General features: G+C 55.3%; 11 protein-coding genes. 5 read left to right on the top strand and 6 right to left on the bottom strand.

Annotated elements, in window-relative coordinates; all coding sequences use genetic code 11:
* Nucleotides 1–39 precede the first annotated feature (39 nt).
* A complete protein-coding gene (locus tag J2I47_RS03290; RefSeq protein ID WP_207363110.1) occupies nucleotides 40–5,448 on the top strand; it encodes a non-ribosomal peptide synthetase in 5,409 nt (1,802 codons plus the stop codon).
* Between the two features lie 126 nt (nucleotides 5,449–5,574).
* Nucleotides 5,575–7,125 carry a sulfatase family protein gene (locus tag J2I47_RS03285; RefSeq protein ID WP_310587614.1) on the top strand — a complete coding sequence of 517 codons (1,551 nt, stop codon included), beginning with the start codon at nucleotides 5,575–5,577 and terminating at the stop codon, nucleotides 7,123–7,125.
* 109 nt (nucleotides 7,126–7,234) lie between these two features.
* Here J2I47_RS03285 and egtD read toward each other — a convergent pair whose 3' ends face one another.
* The 6 genes from egtD to J2I47_RS03255 form a co-directional block, all read right to left on the bottom strand.
* Complete coding sequence (gene egtD / locus J2I47_RS03280; RefSeq protein ID WP_207363108.1) at nucleotides 7,235–8,281, bottom strand: L-histidine N(alpha)-methyltransferase; 1,047 nt, start codon at nucleotides 8,279–8,281, stop codon at nucleotides 7,235–7,237.
* Nucleotides 8,245–9,417, bottom strand: coding sequence for an ergothioneine biosynthesis protein EgtB (egtB, locus tag J2I47_RS03275; protein ID WP_207363107.1), 1,173 nt, complete (start codon nucleotides 9,415–9,417; stop codon nucleotides 8,245–8,247). The genes egtD and egtB overlap by 37 nt, the downstream gene beginning before the upstream one ends.
* Before the next feature lie 53 nt (nucleotides 9,418–9,470).
* Nucleotides 9,471–10,862: a mercuric reductase gene (locus tag J2I47_RS03270; RefSeq protein ID WP_207363106.1), complete on the bottom strand. Its 1,392-nt coding sequence runs from the start codon at nucleotides 10,860–10,862 to the stop codon at nucleotides 9,471–9,473.
* 92 nt (nucleotides 10,863–10,954) lie between these two features.
* Nucleotides 10,955–12,391, bottom strand: coding sequence for an MOP flippase family protein (locus J2I47_RS03265; RefSeq protein ID WP_207363105.1), 1,437 nt, complete (start codon nucleotides 12,389–12,391; stop codon nucleotides 10,955–10,957).
* Between the two features lie 53 nt (nucleotides 12,392–12,444).
* Nucleotides 12,445–14,544 carry a glycoside hydrolase family protein gene (locus tag J2I47_RS03260; RefSeq protein ID WP_207363104.1) on the bottom strand — a complete coding sequence of 700 codons (2,100 nt, stop codon included), beginning with the start codon at nucleotides 14,542–14,544 and terminating at the stop codon, nucleotides 12,445–12,447.
* A 6-nt stretch (nucleotides 14,545–14,550) separates the two neighbouring features.
* Nucleotides 14,551–15,549: a T9SS type B sorting domain-containing protein gene (locus J2I47_RS03255; RefSeq protein WP_207363103.1), complete on the bottom strand. Its 999-nt coding sequence runs from the start codon at nucleotides 15,547–15,549 to the stop codon at nucleotides 14,551–14,553.
* A 77-nt stretch (nucleotides 15,550–15,626) separates the two neighbouring features.
* Here J2I47_RS03255 and J2I47_RS03250 point away from each other — a divergent pair, with 77 nt between their 5' ends.
* From J2I47_RS03250 to J2I47_RS03240, 3 genes are read left to right on the top strand one after another with little or no spacing between them, the layout of a single operon-like run.
* Entirely contained in the window at nucleotides 15,627–16,370 is a 744-nt protein-coding gene (locus J2I47_RS03250) for a 4'-phosphopantetheinyl transferase family protein (RefSeq protein ID WP_207363102.1), read from the top strand.
* Nucleotides 16,371–16,383: 13 nt separating this feature from the next.
* Nucleotides 16,384–17,541 (top strand): glycosyltransferase family 4 protein, encoded by a 1,158-nt coding sequence (locus tag J2I47_RS03245; protein WP_207363101.1) that lies wholly within the window; start codon nucleotides 16,384–16,386, stop codon nucleotides 17,539–17,541.
* Complete coding sequence (locus tag J2I47_RS03240; protein WP_207363100.1) at nucleotides 17,542–18,495, top strand: hypothetical protein; 954 nt, start codon at nucleotides 17,542–17,544, stop codon at nucleotides 18,493–18,495.
* The last annotated feature ends 29 nt before the right edge of the window (nucleotides 18,496–18,524 follow it).

Below are 18,524 nucleotides of genomic sequence, written 5' to 3'. Positions count from 1 at the left end.
ACATACTTTTAATACAGCCGTAGTAGATTTGGCTATCCGATGAAGCGTGCCACCCAACCTGCCCTTACTGTCGTTGACTTTGATCCATTCGCTGGTCCCGAACTGGTAAGGGTATCGCCCATAACCGATGCGCAGGCTGAAATATGGACGGCCTGCCAATTTGGCGGGGCTGATGCCAATCGAGCCTACAACGAATCGGTATCATTGCGGCTGGTTGGACAGTTGGACAAAGATGCCTTTGAGCAAGCCTGGCTGGCCCTGGTGCAACGTCACGAAGCTCTGCGCACGGCTTTCAGCGCCGACGGGCAACAAAGCTGCCTTTTTCGTGAACTAACCGGGTCACTCACCTATCTGGATAGCAGCGCTCTTTTGCCCGAAAAGCGGGAACAGTCGGTAACGGATCTGGCGCTGGCGGATGCGCAACATCAGTTTGATCTGACCAACGGACCACTGGTGAAAGCTACGCTGATTAAACTGGATGATACCACGCATCACTTCACCCTGACGGCACATCATATTATCTGTGACGGCTGGTCGACGGGCATTTTGTTGCAGGACATGGGGCAGTTGTATAGCGCACTGGTTCAGGGAATAGCTCCTCAATTAGCCCCTGCACCACAGCTTGGCGACTACGCCCTGGCGCAACAGGCTTACACGGAAAGCAATGAATATCGTCAGCACGAAGCTTACTGGCTGAACCTCTACGGCGACGGCGTCCCCCTGGTTGACCTGCCCACCGATGCCCCCCGCCCCGTGCCGCGCACCTTTGCAGGTAACCGCGTGGATGTGGCACTGGAAAAGGAACTTGTGCAGGCTCTGAAGCAGTCAGGTATACGGGCGGGATGTAGTCTGGTGACCACCCTCACGGCCGCATTTGAACTCTGGCTCATGCGCCTCACGCACCAGCGTGACCTGGTGCTGGGCCTACCCGCCGCTGGTCAGGCCGTAACTGATTTATATGGTTTGGTAGGCCATTGCGTGAACCTGCTACCGCTACGCAGCCATTATACCCCCGAAAAATCGTTTTATACCCATCTCCGCGAACGTCGTGCCACCTGGATGGATGCGTTTGAGCATCAGCGCATTACGTTTGGTGGCTTGCTACGGAAACTTCAGATCCGGCGTGATCCGGCGCGGGTGTCGTTTGTGCCGGTGGTGTTCAACGTTGACATGGGGCTTGACGAGGGGGTGGCTTTTGTTGGGCTGTCACACACATTAATCAGCAATCCCCGCGCCTACGAAAACTTCGAACTGTCGCTCAATGCAACAGGATCGGAGCAGACGCTGATTCTGGAATGGTCCTATAACGTAGGGCTGTTTAACGAAGCAACCATCCGGGCGTTCCACACCTCATTCGCCCATTTTCTACAGGCTGTACTGCAGCAACCCGATTTGGCGCTGGCACAAATTGACGCTGAGGAGACGGTGATCGACAGCCGTAAGTCCATTACCCAATCGTTGCCCAAACCAGTCACTTCGCCCAGAAGCAACGCACTGGTTTATCCACGTGACAAGGCGCTGACCACGCTCCTGAGCGAAACGGCGGCACTGTACCCCAACAAAACGGCCATCCGCTATTTGCGTGACGCATTGACCTTCAGTGAATTAGACCAAAAAGCGAATCAACTGGCCAATCTGTTGCTTGAGCAGGGCGTGAAGGCGGGAGACCGCGTTGGCTTGGCGGTAGACCGGTCGCTGGCAATGGTAGTGAGCATGCTGGGTATCCTGAAAACGGGGGCCGCCTACGTGCCCGTTGACCCGCAACATCCCACCGACCGGATCAACTATATCCTGGCCGATGCTGCCTGCTCTGTGGTGCTTACTTCGATGGCTAACGAAGGGCGGTTCGATACGTCATTGCGCGAGTTGGTGGTCGACACGCTCTGGCCAACATTGGCTCACTACCCGGACACAGTCCCCACGCCAGCACCGACGGGGATGAGCATTGCTTATGTTCTCTACACTTCCGGCACCACCGGGCGGCCCAAAGGTGCGGCCATTCGGCATCATAGCGTAGCGAACGTGCTTTATAGTGTGCAACGCGAACCGGGCCTGACAGCCGCCGACAAGACCCTGTCTCTGTCTACCGTTGCGTTCGACTTGTCGGTGGTAGAGATATACACAGCACTGCTCACTGGCGCCGAACTAATTCTGGTTGATCCAGCCACTACACGTAACGGCGAGCTGTTGGCTAAACTGCTTGACCAGGAGTCTATTACGTTTCTACAAACGACCCCTGCTGCCTTCAGAATGCTGCTAGCGGCTGGCTGGCATGGAAACCCCAATCTGCGTGTAATCTCCTGCGCCGAAGCCTTGCCATTAGACCTGGCCAAAACGCTGCTGGCCTGCTGCCGTGAAGTGTGGAATTATTACGGCCCCACCGAAACGACCATTTACGCTACCGGCAAGCAAATTTTGCCTACTGATGAGCGCATCACCATTGGTTATCCCATTGCCAACACCACCGTTTATATTGTTGATGAAACCGGGCAACTGGCTCAACCCGGCGAGGCAGGGGAGTTGTGCATTGCGGGTGAAGGGGTATCGGGACATTACCTGAATCAGCCCGAACTGACGGCCGAAAAATTCATCGATAATCCGTTTATAGTAGCTCCAAAGGGCAAACTGAACGGACATGCGGTGGGCGAGGCCAAACAGCCCGCCTATTTAACCGACTATAAGCTCTACCGCACCGGCGACCTGGCGCGGAAGCTGCCCGATGGTGATATCGTCTACATGGGGCGGATTGATCAACAGGTGAAGATCAGGGGCTTCCGTATTGAACTTGGCGAGGTTGAGCATACACTGGTCGGTATTGACGGTATCAAAGAAGCCGTGGTGATGGCCCGCGAAGACCGCGAAAACGATCAGCGCCTGGTGGCTTATGTGGTGCCTGAACTCGCTCAAACCGATACGGACGGTACCGACTGGCACCAACGCTGGGATGTGATCTACACCCGCGCCACCGATCAGATGGGTCCCGGTGAACAGGGGCAATCTGCCGATCTGGACGTGGCTATTGCCAAACAACTCACAAACCAAACCGATATTCAGCAGCAGGCTGACGAATGGCTGGGGCAGTCGATCAAGCGGTTGCGGGCGTTGCAGGCGCGGCGGGTACTGGAGGTTGGCAGTGGGGCCGGACAGTTACTTTTCGCCCTCGCCGACGACACCGACCGGTACATTGCGACTGACTACGCCCAACCGGCTATTGACAACCTAAACCAGAAACTAGCCACGCAGCCCGACCGTTGGGCACACGTGACGGCCAAGACGGCCTCTGCCGACGATTATTCGCTGGTGGAAAAGGCATCCCTCGATCTGGTGCTGATCCACAGCGTGGCGCAGTATTTTCCCGATGGGCGATACCTGCTCCGGGCTATTGAGCAGGCGGTAATGGCTACGGCACCAGGCGGCTGCGTATTTGTGGGCGACATGCAAAGCAAGCAGTTGCAGACCATGCACCACGCGCAGGATCAGTTGCCCCGCTCGGCAGGAAAACAGTCGGTTGCTGATTTTAAGCGCACCGTTGAACGCCGAATCAGGATCGACGACGAGTTGATGGCCGACCCGGCATTTTTCTATCTGCTACCTCAACTCATCCCGGCTATCACGGCGGTTGATGTACAGTTGCGGGAAGGAAAATCCATCAACGAAACCACCAAATACCACTTCGATGTGTGGCTCTACGTGGGCACGTCACCATCGGTAGTATCTGTTAATCAGACGATTGACTGGAAAACATTGACCACAGCGGCAGGATCATCCGCGGCTGTTCTGGAACGTGAGCTGGCGCAGTATCCCGGGCAGGTGGTGTGCATCACGGGCATGCCCAATCACCGCAATGCCCCGGATTTTGCGCTGTTGACTCTGCTCGACATAACCGACCCAGCCACATCCATGGACCTGGTGCGGGCTAAACTTACCCACGTTGAGCCGGGTGTTGACCCTGATGTCTGCTGGACACTGGGCGAGTCGATGGGGTATCAGACGCATGTGCGCTGGTGCAGTAACGGGGCCGACAATCGGTTCGAGGCGGTCTTTATACCCCACTCACTGGGTCCTGTCCTCCCGCCGCCACCCATTGCGCTGAACCTGACTCAGGCCGATGCCCGTGCGTTTGTTAACGAGCCGTATGCACCCACGCCCACCGTATCGGGTGAGCAGATCCGGCAGTGGAAAAAGCAGGCCGCCCAACGCCTGCCCGACTACATGGTGCCCACCGATGTGGTGGTGCTACCGCGTTTTCCGATCACGGCCAATGGCAAAATAGACCGAAAGGCCCTGCCCGCGCCAACCCCCCACGCCACCGAAACAGATCAGCACGACGCGCCTACCACGCCCGAAGAGATACTGCTGGCATCACTGTGGGCCGATGTGCTGGGCATGCCGCAGGTGGGTGTCGACGACAATTTCTTTGAACTCGGCGGGCACTCCATGATTGCCGTGCAGGTGATGACGCGACTGGAAAAACAGACCGGACGCCGACTACCCCTCGCCACCCTGTTTGAGTACCCCACTGTGCGGCAAATGGCCGGGTTGATCCACGAAAATGCCAAACCTGTGTCGTGGGGATCGCTGGTACCCATCAAACCCGGCGGCACGCGTGACCCACTCTACATTGTGCACGGTGCTGGCCTCAACGTACTGTTGTTCAATGCAGTAGCTAACAATCTTCACCCAGACCAGCCTGTTTACGGCCTGCAGGCGCGCGGGCTAAATGGTGTTGATGAACCGTTTCGGAGTATCACCGAAATGGCCGAGGCATACGTTGCCGAGATTGTAATGCACAATCCAACCGGGCCATACCTGCTCAGCGGGTTCTCCTTTGGGGGTATTGTTGCCTTCGAAATGGCGCGGCAGTTGCAGGAGCAGGGTCGACCCGTAGGCCTGGTTGCCCTGTTCGATGCCTACGCCTACGACGCCGGTCGGAGCAATCCGTGGTGGCAACGCAAAGCGCAGGGGCTAGGTCTTTTCCTGAACAAAGTAGGGCACACCCTGCGCCTGATCAGGAAACACCGGGGACAGGGTGTTGCCTATAAGATGGAGTCGATTGATCGTCGGCTGATCAAAAAATACTGGCAGCTAAAACCGGGCAAACGCCTGGATCAAATACTGGCCCGAACGTTGATTCAGGCCTACTGGCAACTGAAATTTGGTCAGCAGCAGCAGCAGGAGGCCATTTTCGACACCACATTCCGTATCGAAGCCATCAACGACCTGGCCCTCGAAGAATTTCAACTGCTCCCCGCCGACCTGGAAGTTCACCTCTTCCGCGCTACGGTGCAGACGTTTTTCATGGAAGATTATGACTTCTACGGCTGGCGCGATTTTGCCCGCAAGGGAGTCCACGTTCACAACGTGCCCGGCGAACACAGCTACATTTTCGCTCCGCCCAACGACAAGGTATTTGCCGACAAGCTCCAGGCAGTACTCGATCGACAGTAGGCCACCCGGCAGGAGCGGTTTTGTGGTTGTATGACAACGCTCCGGTTTCTTCTTTCTGCCTGCATCATAATTGGGATGTTAGCACTTCGCTGGCAACCAACGCTGCCAGATCAACCAGTGGCTGATGTGGCACAGCGACCAAACATGCTCTGGTTGTCGTGCGAAGACATGTCGCCTCATCTGGGCTGCTACGGAGACAGCACCGTGCCCACACCTAATCTGGACAGGCTCGCTCGCGAAGGGGTGCGGTTTACCAATGCCTTCTGCACCGCGGGCGTGTGTGCACCTAGTCGCAACGCCATTATCACGGGTATGTATCAGACGGCCACCGGCGGACACAATATGCGCACGCTGGCCAACACATTTCCGGAGAAAACAGGCTTACCTAGAGCCTATTCCATTGTGCCGCCCCCGGCTGTGCGGGCTTTTCCCGAATACCTGCGGGCCAACGGCTACTATTGCACAAATAACGAGAAAACAGATTACCAGTTCGACGCGCCGCCTACCGTTTGGGACGAAACCAGCCCACGGGCACACTGGAAAAACAGGGCCGACGGGCAACCATTTTTTGCCGTTTTTAACAACATCGTTACTCACGAATCGCAGGTATGGGCGCGGGCCAAACTACCCCTGCGCGTTAGCCCTGATCGTATCCAGATACCAGCCTATTATCCTGATACTAAGACCGTTCGGCAGGACATGGCTCGTCATTTCAGTAACATTGCCGACATGGATAGTTGGGTGGGTACTATGTTAAAAGAGCTGGAAGAAAATGGTCTGTTGGCCAATACCATCATCTTTTTCTGGTCGGACCACGGCGACGGGCTTCCGTTTGTGAAGCGTGAACTCTATGACCGGGGTCTTCGGGTGCCGCTCCTGGTGCGTTTTCCGAACAGGAAAAATGCCGGAACCACCCGGAGCGACCTTGTTTCTATGATAGACCTGGCCCCAACGGTGCTGACCCTGGCGGGATTGCCTACCCCGAAGCAAATGCAGGGACAAGCTCTTTTCGCTAAAAACGGAGGTACATCGGGCAACCCACCCCGCCGCTACGTATTTGCGGCGCGCGACCGGATGGACACGGAATATGACCGGGTACGGGCCGTTCATGATGGGCGGTATGAATACATCCGCAACTTTCTACCCGAAAAACCGCTGTATCAGGATCTTGACTACCGCAAGCAGCAGCCCATGATGGCCGAGCTATTGCGGCTTCGGGACGAAGGTCGGCTCAATACGGTTCAGATGCAGTGGTTTCGACCCACCAAACCTGCCGAAGAGTTATACGACCTCAAAACAGACCCTTATCAGCTGCATAATCTGGCAGCCGATGCCGCCTTCGCTCCGCAGTTGAAGCGGCTACAGCAAGCCTTTGCGCAGTGGCAGCACACTGTACCCGATTTTGGTGCAATACCCGAAAAAGAATTGATCAGACAGTGGTGGCACGGCGCCGACAAGCCACCCATTACTGCCGACCCTACCCTGGCGCGGGTAAACGGGCGGTTGCAGATTCAATGCCCCACCGAAGGGGCATCAATCGGCTATCGGATCGGCAACGAAACCACCGGCTGGCGGGTATACACCGGCCCTTTTGTGGTAGCTCCAGCCACTAAAATTAGTTGTCTCGCACAGCGAATTGGCTATCAGAAGAGCAATGAAGTAGTTGCTACGCTTTGACCGTCAGACCGTTACGGTCTATTGTTTTATTCTCCTGGACACGGAATTTACGCAGCATTCCGGTACCAACGCAGGAGGCCGTGCCCCTTAAGTAACGATCAGAGAACCCTTATTTCTGATAAACTACGTCGGCGAAGTACGCTTTACCGTCTGTAAACCAATTTGTTAACGCAAATCCCGATTGTTGGGCGAGGTGTTCGACGCCTGCTCTGCTGAACTTACGCGATACCTCGGTATGGATTACTTCGCCCGGACTAAACTGCACCGACAAGTTCAGCGCGGCTAGCTTGACCAACTGCTCTTTCTCACTCACCAGGTAGCTGCGGGCCTCGCCATTTTCAGGGTTGTAAGTCTCGTAATGATCGAAGGCGGCAAGGTCAAAATCAGCACCGAGTTCGCGGTTGAGCCGACGGAGCAGGTTGAGATTGAACGCCCGCGTCAGGCCCTGACTGTCGTTATAGGCCGCGTGGATAATGGCGGGGTGCTTCTGCAGGTCAAAGCCCGTCAGCACCAGATCGCCGGGGTTTAGGTGGCGGGCTATCTGACGGTAAAAATCGACGGCCTCAGTAGGCGAGAAATTACCAATGTTCGACCCCAGAAACAGCACTACCAGGCGGGTGTTGTTTCCGTCGGTATTGGCCCGGTCGCCCAGTCGTTTTAGGGTGTTGAAATAATCATCATGCTGCGGGTTAACGGCCATAGTGGGCCACTGCTGGGTAATGTCGGCAACCAGACCGTCGAGGGCAGCTTTGGAAATATCGACTGGAGTATAGGTAAAGTTGGCCTGCTCGTTCCAGAAATGGTTAAGCAGCAGTTTGGTTTTCAGGCCGTCACCCGCGCCGAGTTCCACCAGATCAAACGGGCGGTTATCGGCACTGAACAGGGTCAGCAAATCGGTCTTGTAGGTGTCCAGAATTTCGTATTCGCAACGCGTCAGGTAATATTCCGGCAGGTGCATGATTTCGCTGAACAGGCGGCTGCCTTCATCGTCGTAAAAAAACCGCGACGACAGTTGCTTCGGCGACTGGGTCAGACCTCGCCATACGGCGTCGGCCAGGTCGGGAGCTTCAGTTTCATGGGCCGTGGGCGCGTCGAGCACCGGATGGAGTTGACTACCGTTTAGGCCTGAATGAGCCTGATTCCCGTGTACTGCCATTGTTTGTCGGGTTGAAAAAAGTTGCGATACGTGGGGCGGCTATGCCCGGCGGGTGTGGCCACAGAACCACCCCGTAACACCAATTGGTTACTCATAAACTTACCGTTGTACTCGCCTACTGCCCCACCCGCCGTCACGAAACCAGGATAAGGCAAGTAGGCCGAGTTGGTCCACTCCCACCGCTGCCCCCAGTTGAGGGGCGCTAAACCGGCAGCTACCTCCCACTCAAACTCGGTCGGTAGCCGTGTGCCCCGCCAGCGGGCAAAGGCGTCGGCTTCGTACTGCGATACGTGGCAGACGGGCGCGGCGGGGTCAATCGGTACCAGCCCGCCGAAGGTATAGTAGTGCCATTGCCCATCGATGTCATGCCAGTAGAGCGGGGCCTGCACGGCGTTGGCATTCACCCACGCCCAGCCGTCGGCCAGCCAGTAGCCGAAGTGCTGGTAGCCACCCGCCGCCATGAATTCGAGGTATTCGGCATTGGTTACCAACTGCCCTGCCAGGGTAGTTTTGGCCAGATAAACCTTGTGAACGCCTAGTTCATTGTCGAAATAAAACGGGTTTGGTTCGCCCGGCATGCCGCCCTGATACCCAATTTCGTAGACACCTTCAGGTACGGTGATAGGTGCCGAAACGGGGTTGGGTACGTATTCCGTAACCGGCATCGCGAGCGCAGGCAGAAGCGGGTTGTGGCCCAGGATGTACTTGATATCGGTCACCAGCAGTTCCTGGTGTTGCTGCTCGTGGTTCAGGCCCAGCACAATCAGGTTGCGCAGGTCGCTGTCGGTAGGGTCATTGACCAGAAAACGGGTCATGTGCTCATCTACATAGCGGCGGTAATGGTAGACGTCGGCCACGGTAGGTCGGCTGAGGTTACCCCGTTGAGTGCGCAGCACCCGCTTGCCTACGGTTTCGTAATAACTGTTGAATACGTAACTGAAATCGTCGTGAAAAACGCGATAGCCGGGCATATGGGGCACCAACACGAACGTCTCCCAAAACCAGGTGATATGGGCCAGGTGCCATTTCGGGGGACTGACATCGGCGGTGGGCTGCACGACGTAATCTTCGGGCTCAAGGGCCGCACAGAGGGCAACAGAATGATTTCGTACCGACTGAAAAGCAGTTAGCAGCATTGAATACGGGTGAGGTTGTGTTGGATAACGCGAAGCATGGCTGCCGGGTGCGCTTACTCCAGCTTACTAAACAAATTATTGAGCGATTCGGCCAGGGTGGGATGGGCAAAAATTGCATCGCGAAGGCGCGGGTAAGGCAGATCTCCCAGCATGGCAATCTGCAGCATCGACATGAGCTCGCCGCCTTCCATACCCAGTATGGCCGCCCCCACAATCAGGTCCGTTTCGGGATCAACAAGTACCTTCATGAGCCCCAGCGTGTGGTCGGTTTCAATAGCGCGGGCTACGGAGGTCATCGGCATCCGCCCTACTTTCACGGCCCGGCCCTGCTTTCTGGCATCTGCTTCCGACAGGCCAATCCGGCCCAGTTGCGGGTCGGTGAAAACGGTATAGGGCACCTGCCGCCCCGTGATGGTGGCCGATTCACCTTTGAGCAGGTTTTGTTCAAGGATCCGAAAATCGTCGTACGCTATATGGGTGAACGCCGGACCACCTTTGATGTCGCCGAGGGCGTAGATGCCAGGCTGGCTCGTCTCAAGCTTATCATTGACCGATATAAAGCCTTGCTCATCAACGACTATCCCTGCTGCCTCAAGATTGAGCGCCGCGGTATTTGGCGTAATACCAATAGCCAGCAACAGGTGCGAACCGGTTAGCAGTTGGGTGCTGTCGCCTGTTTTCACGGTCAATTCCAGCGCGTAGGCACCCGCCTGACGAACGGCCTGCACCTCGCTGTTCAGGTGAATATGAATGCCCTCAGCTTCCAGAATGCTGGTCAGTTCAGTGGCGATGTCTTCGTCCTCGCGGTCCAGCAGTTGTTTGCCCCGCACCACAAGCGTAACCTCAGACCCAAAACGGCGGTACATCTGACTGAACTCAACGCTGATATAGCCGCCACCCACAACCACCAGATGCGCGGGTAGTTCGTCGAGTTCAAGCAGTGTTTTCGATGTCAGGTACGGCACTGAGTCCAGACCCGGCAGCTGTGGTGTTTTCGCGCTTGTGCCACAGTCGATCACAATCGTTTCAGACGTAACTGTCTGCTTATCACCGTCATTGAGAACAACCTCAATCATTTTGTGGCCGATGAAACGAGCTTCACCGTAAATCAACGTGAGGTTTTCGGTTTTCTCGAAAGCAGTTTCAATACTGTGTCGGAAGTTGTCGACAATACGATTTTTGCGCGCCTTAACTGCCTTGAAATCAACCCGAACGGGGCCCGTGTCTACGCCATACGTTGCGGCCCGACGGGCTTCGAACGCCATCTGCGCGGATGCAATCAGGGCTTTAGTGGGTGTACAACCGTAGTTGATACAGGTACCGCCAACGTATTTCCGTTCGATGATAGCCGTTTTCCACCCTTTTTTAGCCAATGCCGTGGCTAGTGGCTTTCCGCCTTGCCCCGCCCCTATAATGACAGCATCGTACCGTTCCTCCTGATTCATACCTGACTTTAAGATAGATACCAAACCGGCACAGGTAACGAAATGTTAGAAGGAGAGGGCAGTGGTATTGACTAGCAGGCTGCTACAGCCAATCAGAGTGCTTCCCGGTAGGTTTTCAACTCTTCGATAGAGAGTTTGAAGGTCAGCGTGAGGCCGGCATAGATTGCCCCGCCAAGGGCGATTTCAGCGATGGTGTTGATGGGGCCATCGTGCCCAAGCAGGGCTTTGTAGGCCGTAACAGCACCCACCATAAGCAGGCAGAAAATGGTGGGCCGAACAATATTTTTCAGGAAAATGCCCATGAAGTCGCCAATGAGGAAATGTACAATGGCGAAGTTGGCCAACAGGTTGAATAAGGTAGCCAGCAGGAAAGCCGTGGCAATGCCGATAACTCCATAATACTGCCCCAGGAAATAAACCAGTGGGATTTTCACCACCAGTGTTACCAGGTTCAGGTAGAACAGCAGGTTGGGTTTACCCTTGGTAAATGCCAGCGTGAAGAGCGGGTGGCTGAGACACATAAACAAGCCCACAAACACGAAAATGCGGATAAGCTCAATCGTTTTTTCCCAACCGGGGCCATACACCAGCGGCACCACACTTTCGGCGGTCACGAACAGGCCTGCCAGCAGGGGCATGTTGCAGTAACTGAGTATGTCGAGGATTTTCAGGTATGCCCGTTTCAGTTCGGCGTTGTTACCCTGCATTTTGGCCAGAATGGGATAGGCCACCTGCAAAATAATGGGGTTCAGCTTGGTGATTGGGAAAATGGCTAACTGGTAGGCAATAGTATAATAACCCAGCATCTCCACGCCTAACATCTTGCCAATCAATATATTATCAGAATTAGACTGCACAAAGCCAAGCAGTCCGTCGCCTAAATTATATAGGCCAAAACGCAGGTGATCTTTGGCTTCGGTGAGTGAAAACTTAAGCAGCGGTTTGAATAACCCCCGCCCCACCATGATCTGTAGGCTGGTTTTCACGGCCTGCATTACCAATTGCCCAATTATGAGCGACAGTTCGTGGTAGCCACTGTAGGCGAGTGATACGGTGGTGATTGTTCCCACTACAGCCCCAATAATTTCGATGCTGGCAATGGAGCGGAACCGCAGTTCCTTCTCCATCAAAAACAGGTATATCTGCCCAAAATAAACAATCAGAAAATAGATCGACGACAGGTGTAATACCCTGTCTAGCTTGGGTTGGTTGTAGAAAGCCGCAATGGCTGGCGTGGAAACCTGCACCGCCGCAAAAATGAACAGGCCAACCAGCAGGTTCAGCAGGTAGAGCGTAGACAAAACGGTGCGGTCGCTCTCCTGCTTGTAGATGATAGAATTGGAAAAACCCAGGTTCGTAAACAGCTGAAAGAACGTGATTATCAGACTACTTACGCTCACCAGACCGAAGTCGTCGGGGGCGAGTAAACGGGCCAAAACGGCTACCTGTGCAAACTGAAGTACTGTAGACACCACCGTGGCGATGGTGATCCACTTGCCCCCGTTCATGGCCGCATTGGTTGTACTCATGTGTTACGCTGTTACGCTATTGTTGGATATGGTACAGGTATGCATGCCCTGCCTCACTCACTTTTTTTAGACGGTGAAACCGGCAAAATGTTACGCGGCTTGTGCAACACGAAGGTAGGTGTCTCTGAGACAAAAACCGGAATACTACCTAGCCGACTTATCTGAAGGCTGCACGGCATGCTTTCGCGACCCGCCCTGGGTACGCATACCCGCACAGTATCACCTTTGGGAATAGACAGATGGTAGGTGGCCGTACGGCCACGTTCATCGGGGATGGTGAGCACAAAGGCCTGTTTTCCAGCCTGTTCGTAGCGATCAACGAGGGGGTCGGTGGCTATAGTTTGCTGGTAGGCGTACGAGCCAATGAGTTGCCTGGCCTGATGCAGATAGTCGGCGGCGGGCTTGCGGGTTTTGTTGCCGTTGATGAGGCCCATTGAACTGAACTGGGTGCCGTCGGCAGGGTTTTCGTCGTAGAGCTGATAAAAAAACACCCGGTCAATACCCATTCGGAGGTAAAGCAAAGCCGTGCGTAACGTCCAGTCGGCCTGCGTGTCGAGCACCGATTTTGGGCCAATGGCTATAGCGTGGAACGGGCTACCGGGGTTGGTATCATAGCCTGCTTCGGTGATCCAGACAGGCATATCATAAGCCAGCTCGTGCGATAGCTTCACAAACTCGCGCGCCTGCAAACCTACGCCGCTTACCTCCGGGGCGGCCCCACGCGTAGCTTTTTTGTCGCCCACCACCATCCCCTGTGAGTTGTGGGCATCGTTGGCGTAGAGGTGCTGATTGATCACGTCCCAGCACAGATCCACGCGCCCGTCGGGTCGATAGCCACGGAATTCACGGCACCAGTCTACCATGGCGCGGACATAGTCGGTGGTGGCGGCAGCGAGACCCCCAATCACAACGGTCACCCCTGGGTCAGCCGTTTTTACGCCCGCATTTAGCCCCAACGCGCCTTTATGTCCGTCGTAGAATGCCGATAGGTTGGCGGCATATTCACGGGCGGTCTGGTAGCCGTCGCGGCCTTTCCAGGTTTTATCGCGCTCGTTTTCACACTCAATAAACCGGATCAGCCCCAGTCCGATTTTCTTTTCGTTCATGGGTGCCCACGTCTTTACGGTGCTGATTTTGACCAGGCTGGGGTCAATTTTTTTGTTGAACCCATAGCGGGCCATGTACTGAAACGCCACGCGTGCCTGCTCCACATACGAGGCTGGCTTGGTCAAATCGCTGCCGTAGCGAACGGGATTGTTGCCGTAGTCGCGCTGACCGGCCGGATACAGGTTTTCCATCCATTTCGGAATCGTTTTCAGGCAGGCCAGCACCATAACATGTTCGGCTTTGAGGCGGGTATAGAGCGCGTCGTAGTTCCAGGCCCCGTGCAGGGTGAGGTTGTAGGTATACTGTCCTGGTTCGCCTTCCAGTTTGTCCCAGTCCATGTAGTGCCGCACGGCAGCGAACCCCTTCACGGCGGGTACCCGGCTTTCGTCAATCTCCCACGAACGGGCGGCTTCTTCCAGGTTCCATTCAAACATATTCACGCCTACAGCCTGCGCAAACGGGGTTTTCCGGACCGGCACGGGCGTGGTCATTGGGTCTTTGCCGGGGGTGTAGGCACCGTACAGTTCCATTTCGGCGGGGTACGCTCCCCAGGTATTGATCACCAGGTAACGAGCATTGGCAACGGGGTTCTTCAACGCAAAAACGGCCGGATGCGCCGGGTCGGGGCCTACCCATTCGTTATAACTGGCCCCCACAAACCGCGCAATCGGCACCCGCTGCCAGGTGTCGGTAATGACAGAAAGGGTCATGGGCTTGTCGAGGTTCTGGTCGGCGAAATCGTAGAGACGGATGCTGTCGATACGCATCGTTTCGCCGGGGCGGAGCGGATAATAGGCGTCATAATTGGGCAGCAGCTTGCTCCAGCCCGTGTTCACGTTTTCCTGCAACACCCCATCGAACAGGCCCGCGAGCCCCGTGCTGGCATTAACGACCTGATACCATCGCCTGGGGTCAATCGGAATCCGGCGGGCTGCTCTGGCCTGATCAACAGGCTGTTGCGTAGCTGTTGACGGGGGTTTGGACGGAGCATTCAGCACCAACAGCGTTACGCCGATAGCGGCCAACGGCCACAGAAGATATTTCATAGCGGGTTATCTGACCAGCAACACCCGCCCTGTGCGGGTATATGTAGACGTTGTCCGGGGCGAATTGGCCACTTCATAGGCTAGCTCCCAGGCATAATAACCCGTTGCGCAGGGCTTACCCTGGTAGGTGCCGTCCCACTGCTCGGCGGCGGTGTTGCCGTTGAAAACCAGTGTGCCCCAGCGGTCATAAATGCGGGTGCGCAGGGTAACGGCGCCACGCACAAAAATGGCCAGCTTATCATTGGCCGCGTCGTTGTTGGGCGAGAAGGCTTCCGGCACAAACACCGGCGCCGGAGGGCATACCGTACAGCGCAGCAACTGAATGTCGTCGATAGCCATGTCATTGCCACAGCCTTCTTTACCCTGCTGGTTAATCAGCTTCACCAGCACAGGTTCGTCGGCGTTGGGGGTGGTGAAAGTGGCCGAAAAGCGCCGCCAGACGGGTGTATTCGTATCACTCATCAACCCAATATCGACCCGGCTGAGCACCTGCCCCGTTTCGGTTTCGATGCGAATGGTCAGGTTTGGCACCAGGGGGTTAGTGCAGGTGCCCGTCTTAACTAGGTTGATGCCCCAGACCGAAAACTCGTAGGTGGTGCCGCTGCACAAACCGGCCAAAGATTGCTGATAGAACGGGCCTGCCAGATTCGAACTATTGACAATCAACATAGTACCGTTTGCGTCGTTGGGCGTATGATCTTCATGTAATAGGTGCCACACCCCAAAACACTGGCCAAGTAGGTTGTTGACAAGCATGTATTGTCCAGCTTCAGGGCAGGGAGTTGTAGCGATCTGGTAGGCAGTGCGCCCGTTGAGCGAGGGGACATGACCGGCCGTGCCAAACGTTTCGTTGATTAATACCTCGGCGGTGGCGGCCGGGCAAGGTTGAGCATAGGCCCCTGTGCACACGAGCAGCCACAGGCCCAGCGTCGGCCAGAATAAGCCGAAACGAGCGCATAGGTTTCGTTTGGCGGGGTAGCGACCAACCGGCAAAAGGGTGACCATGACTTGTTTTTCGACTCTAAACATCTAGTAACGTCACCCCTTTTATAGGCCATTGCGGCCCGTTACAATTCCCGTTGATGGCCACCGTTTCCTGCCTGACATTACCCCTCGTTTCCTGGTTACCCTGGTCAGCCAACGCCCGCGACAATGCGCCTGATACCAGCGTTTTGGTGTTCCGGTGCGCCGTAAACAGCCCAATGGCCACTTCCACACCACTACACCTGCTTACCACGGCTGAGTGGCAGCGGGCCAGCCGATTTCACCAATCTATCGACCGACAGCGGTTTGTACTGGGTCGCAGTTTACTGCGGCAAGTTACAGCGCATTTTTCTGGTCAATCACCTGAACAGATAGAACTTCTGGTAGGCCCACGCGGCAAGCCCGAATGGGTAAACAGCGCAGGCTGGCAGGTAAACCTGGCTCATGCCGGCGCCTGGGTACTTCTGGCATTAGCCAAACAGGCGGTAGGCATCGACGTAGAAGAAATCCAGTCAGGCTTCGACTATTATTCATTAACAAATAGCGTGCTAAGCAATATAGAACAAGATTATACGGCCCAACAAGTTAATTCCCAGCATGCCTTTTATGATCTCTGGACCCGAAAGGAGGCGCTCGTGAAAGCCACGGGCCTGGGCCTCAGCGAACACCTTCCCCACGTGCCCGTCCTGGCCGGCACGCATATCGTGGCCGACGACAAAATTGGGGGTGCTGGTCTGTTTACCATAGCGAATTTTTGGGTTGATAACCAACATCCAGCGGCCGTAGCCTGGGCCGGAGCGTTGTCTACCACTCATTCGCCCGTAACTTGCTATACTGTTTGACCCCACCGCCCTTATGCGCATTGGTTTTGAAGCTCAGCGGCTGCTCCGCTCCCATAAGCACGGCATGGACATTGTGGCCCTCGAAACCCTCCACGCGCTGGCCGAACACGCTGAGCATGAATTGGTTGTCTTTACGAAGCCAGCGCCGAAAACAGCCACTGCGGTTCAGAATACGTCAAAATCGAGCCCAAATGAACTGCCTGCATCGCCCAACGTATCTGTAGTGGAGCTAACGGGGCCGTATCCGGTCTGGGAGCAGATGGCTTTACCCAACGCGCTCCCCGGCCAACGGCTCGACGTGCTGCACTGCACGGCCAACACGGCCCCGCTGCGAAGTTCGGTACCAGTGGTGCTCACATTGCATGACATCATTTTCCTGGAAAAAGCCGTTGTTGGGGGCACCTGGTACCAACGGTTCGGCAATGTATACCGCCGGTGGAACGTACCCCGCGTGGTGAAAACCAGCGCCCGGATCCTGACCGTATCGCACTACGAGCGGCAGCGCATCATTGATCACCTGGGCGTCGACCCGGCACGGGTAACCACCGTGCACAATGCTGTTAGCCGTCAGTTTCGGGTTATTACAGACCCAGAAATATTGACCCGTGTTCGTGCGCAGTATGCACTGCCAGAGCAGTTTATCTTTTTCCTGGGCAACCCCGACCCCAAGAAAAACGTACCGAATGTGTTGCGGGCTTTGTTGTTGATGAAGCAGCGCAGGCAGTTGACTCTGCCAGTGGTAATTGCTAACGTGACATCAGCCTATGTGCAGGACGTGCTGGCGCAGATTGACGGGCAAATCCTGACCGAAGACATCATTTTGTGCGGCTACATCCCCAACACCGTGCTGCCAGTAGTGTACAATCTGGCGGGCGTATTTTTGTGCCCATCATTGCGTGAAAGCTTCGGCTTACCCATTCTGGAGGCCATGGCCTGCGGCACGCCGGTACTCACGGCCAGCACCTCGGCCATGCCCGAAGTGGCTGGTGAGGCCGCCCTGCTGGCCAACCCCGCCTCGCCCGACGACATGGCTCAACAGTTGAACCGGCTGCTTACTGACGCAGCACTTTGCCATGACCTTCGCCAGCGCGGACTGGCGCGGGCCGCGCTGTTTTCGTGGCAAAACACGGCAAAGCAATTATTAACAATTTATGACGAAGTGGTTGGCTAAATGAAATCATTGCTCCTGAAATCGCTGTACGTACTGGCTGCGTTGCGGTACCCCCGCATCCGGCCCGATCTACGCTATTTTGTGCGCGACAATTACTTTGCCCGGCTCAACCAAATACGGTTCTGGCGAGCCGATTTTTTAACTAGAGCGCCTTACAAAGTGATCAGGTTTTACGGCGAATTTGATCAGGAAATCCGTTATGTTCTGCCGTTTGCTTACTGGCATTTTCTCAACGGAACGCTAAAGCAGACTATAGCCAGTAAAAACACAAAGCCATTCTATTTTTTCAGTCCGGATCATGTAGAAAAATACGAAAAACGCGTTTGGGAGGCCGGATACGGCAATTACAGCATTCCAAACATGACCCACGCTCCCCATTTCGATTTTTCGAAATGGGTGAGGGTGCCGTTTAAAGCGCACTACCAGAACAACGTTTTTGTCTATGACAAGCCCCTGTTGATTATCGCCAACAAGTACAACATCGAGTGGGATAAACCACCGATTAATTTTCTGGATATTCCTGCCCTGGACCGGCTGCTTTCAGGCCTTAAATCACGATACCAGGTTATCTATAACCGGCCGCTGGGAGAGCAGATTGTGCATGACAATAGCGAAATTATGGACCTCGGTGAACACGCCTGGCTGCGCACAACCCACCCCGACGTGTTGCTAATGAATGATTTGTTTGATCAGCATCGCCAGGTTGTCGAAAATTTCAACCATCTGCAGTTGATGGTGTATGCCAATTGCAATCACTTCATTTCCATGCACGGCGGCACGGCGGCATTGGCGAGTTGCTTCGGTGGCACCAACATTTTATTATCCTACCCCGGCGGCGGCTTCGAACATGATTTTAATGAATACGAAACGCTGTTTCCTGCCCTTTCCGGCGCTCGTATTTTACACGCCAAAAGTCGGGACGAACTGTTGAGGATAGTAGAGAAGACGTATTGATTTACGCTGTACGAATGACGATTTATGGC

It is taken from the genome of Fibrella rubiginis (assembly GCF_017353185.1).
GTDB classification, from domain to species: domain Bacteria; phylum Bacteroidota; class Bacteroidia; order Cytophagales; family Spirosomataceae; genus Fibrella; species Fibrella rubiginis.
This window is presented reverse-complemented; position numbering and strand designations above follow the sequence as displayed.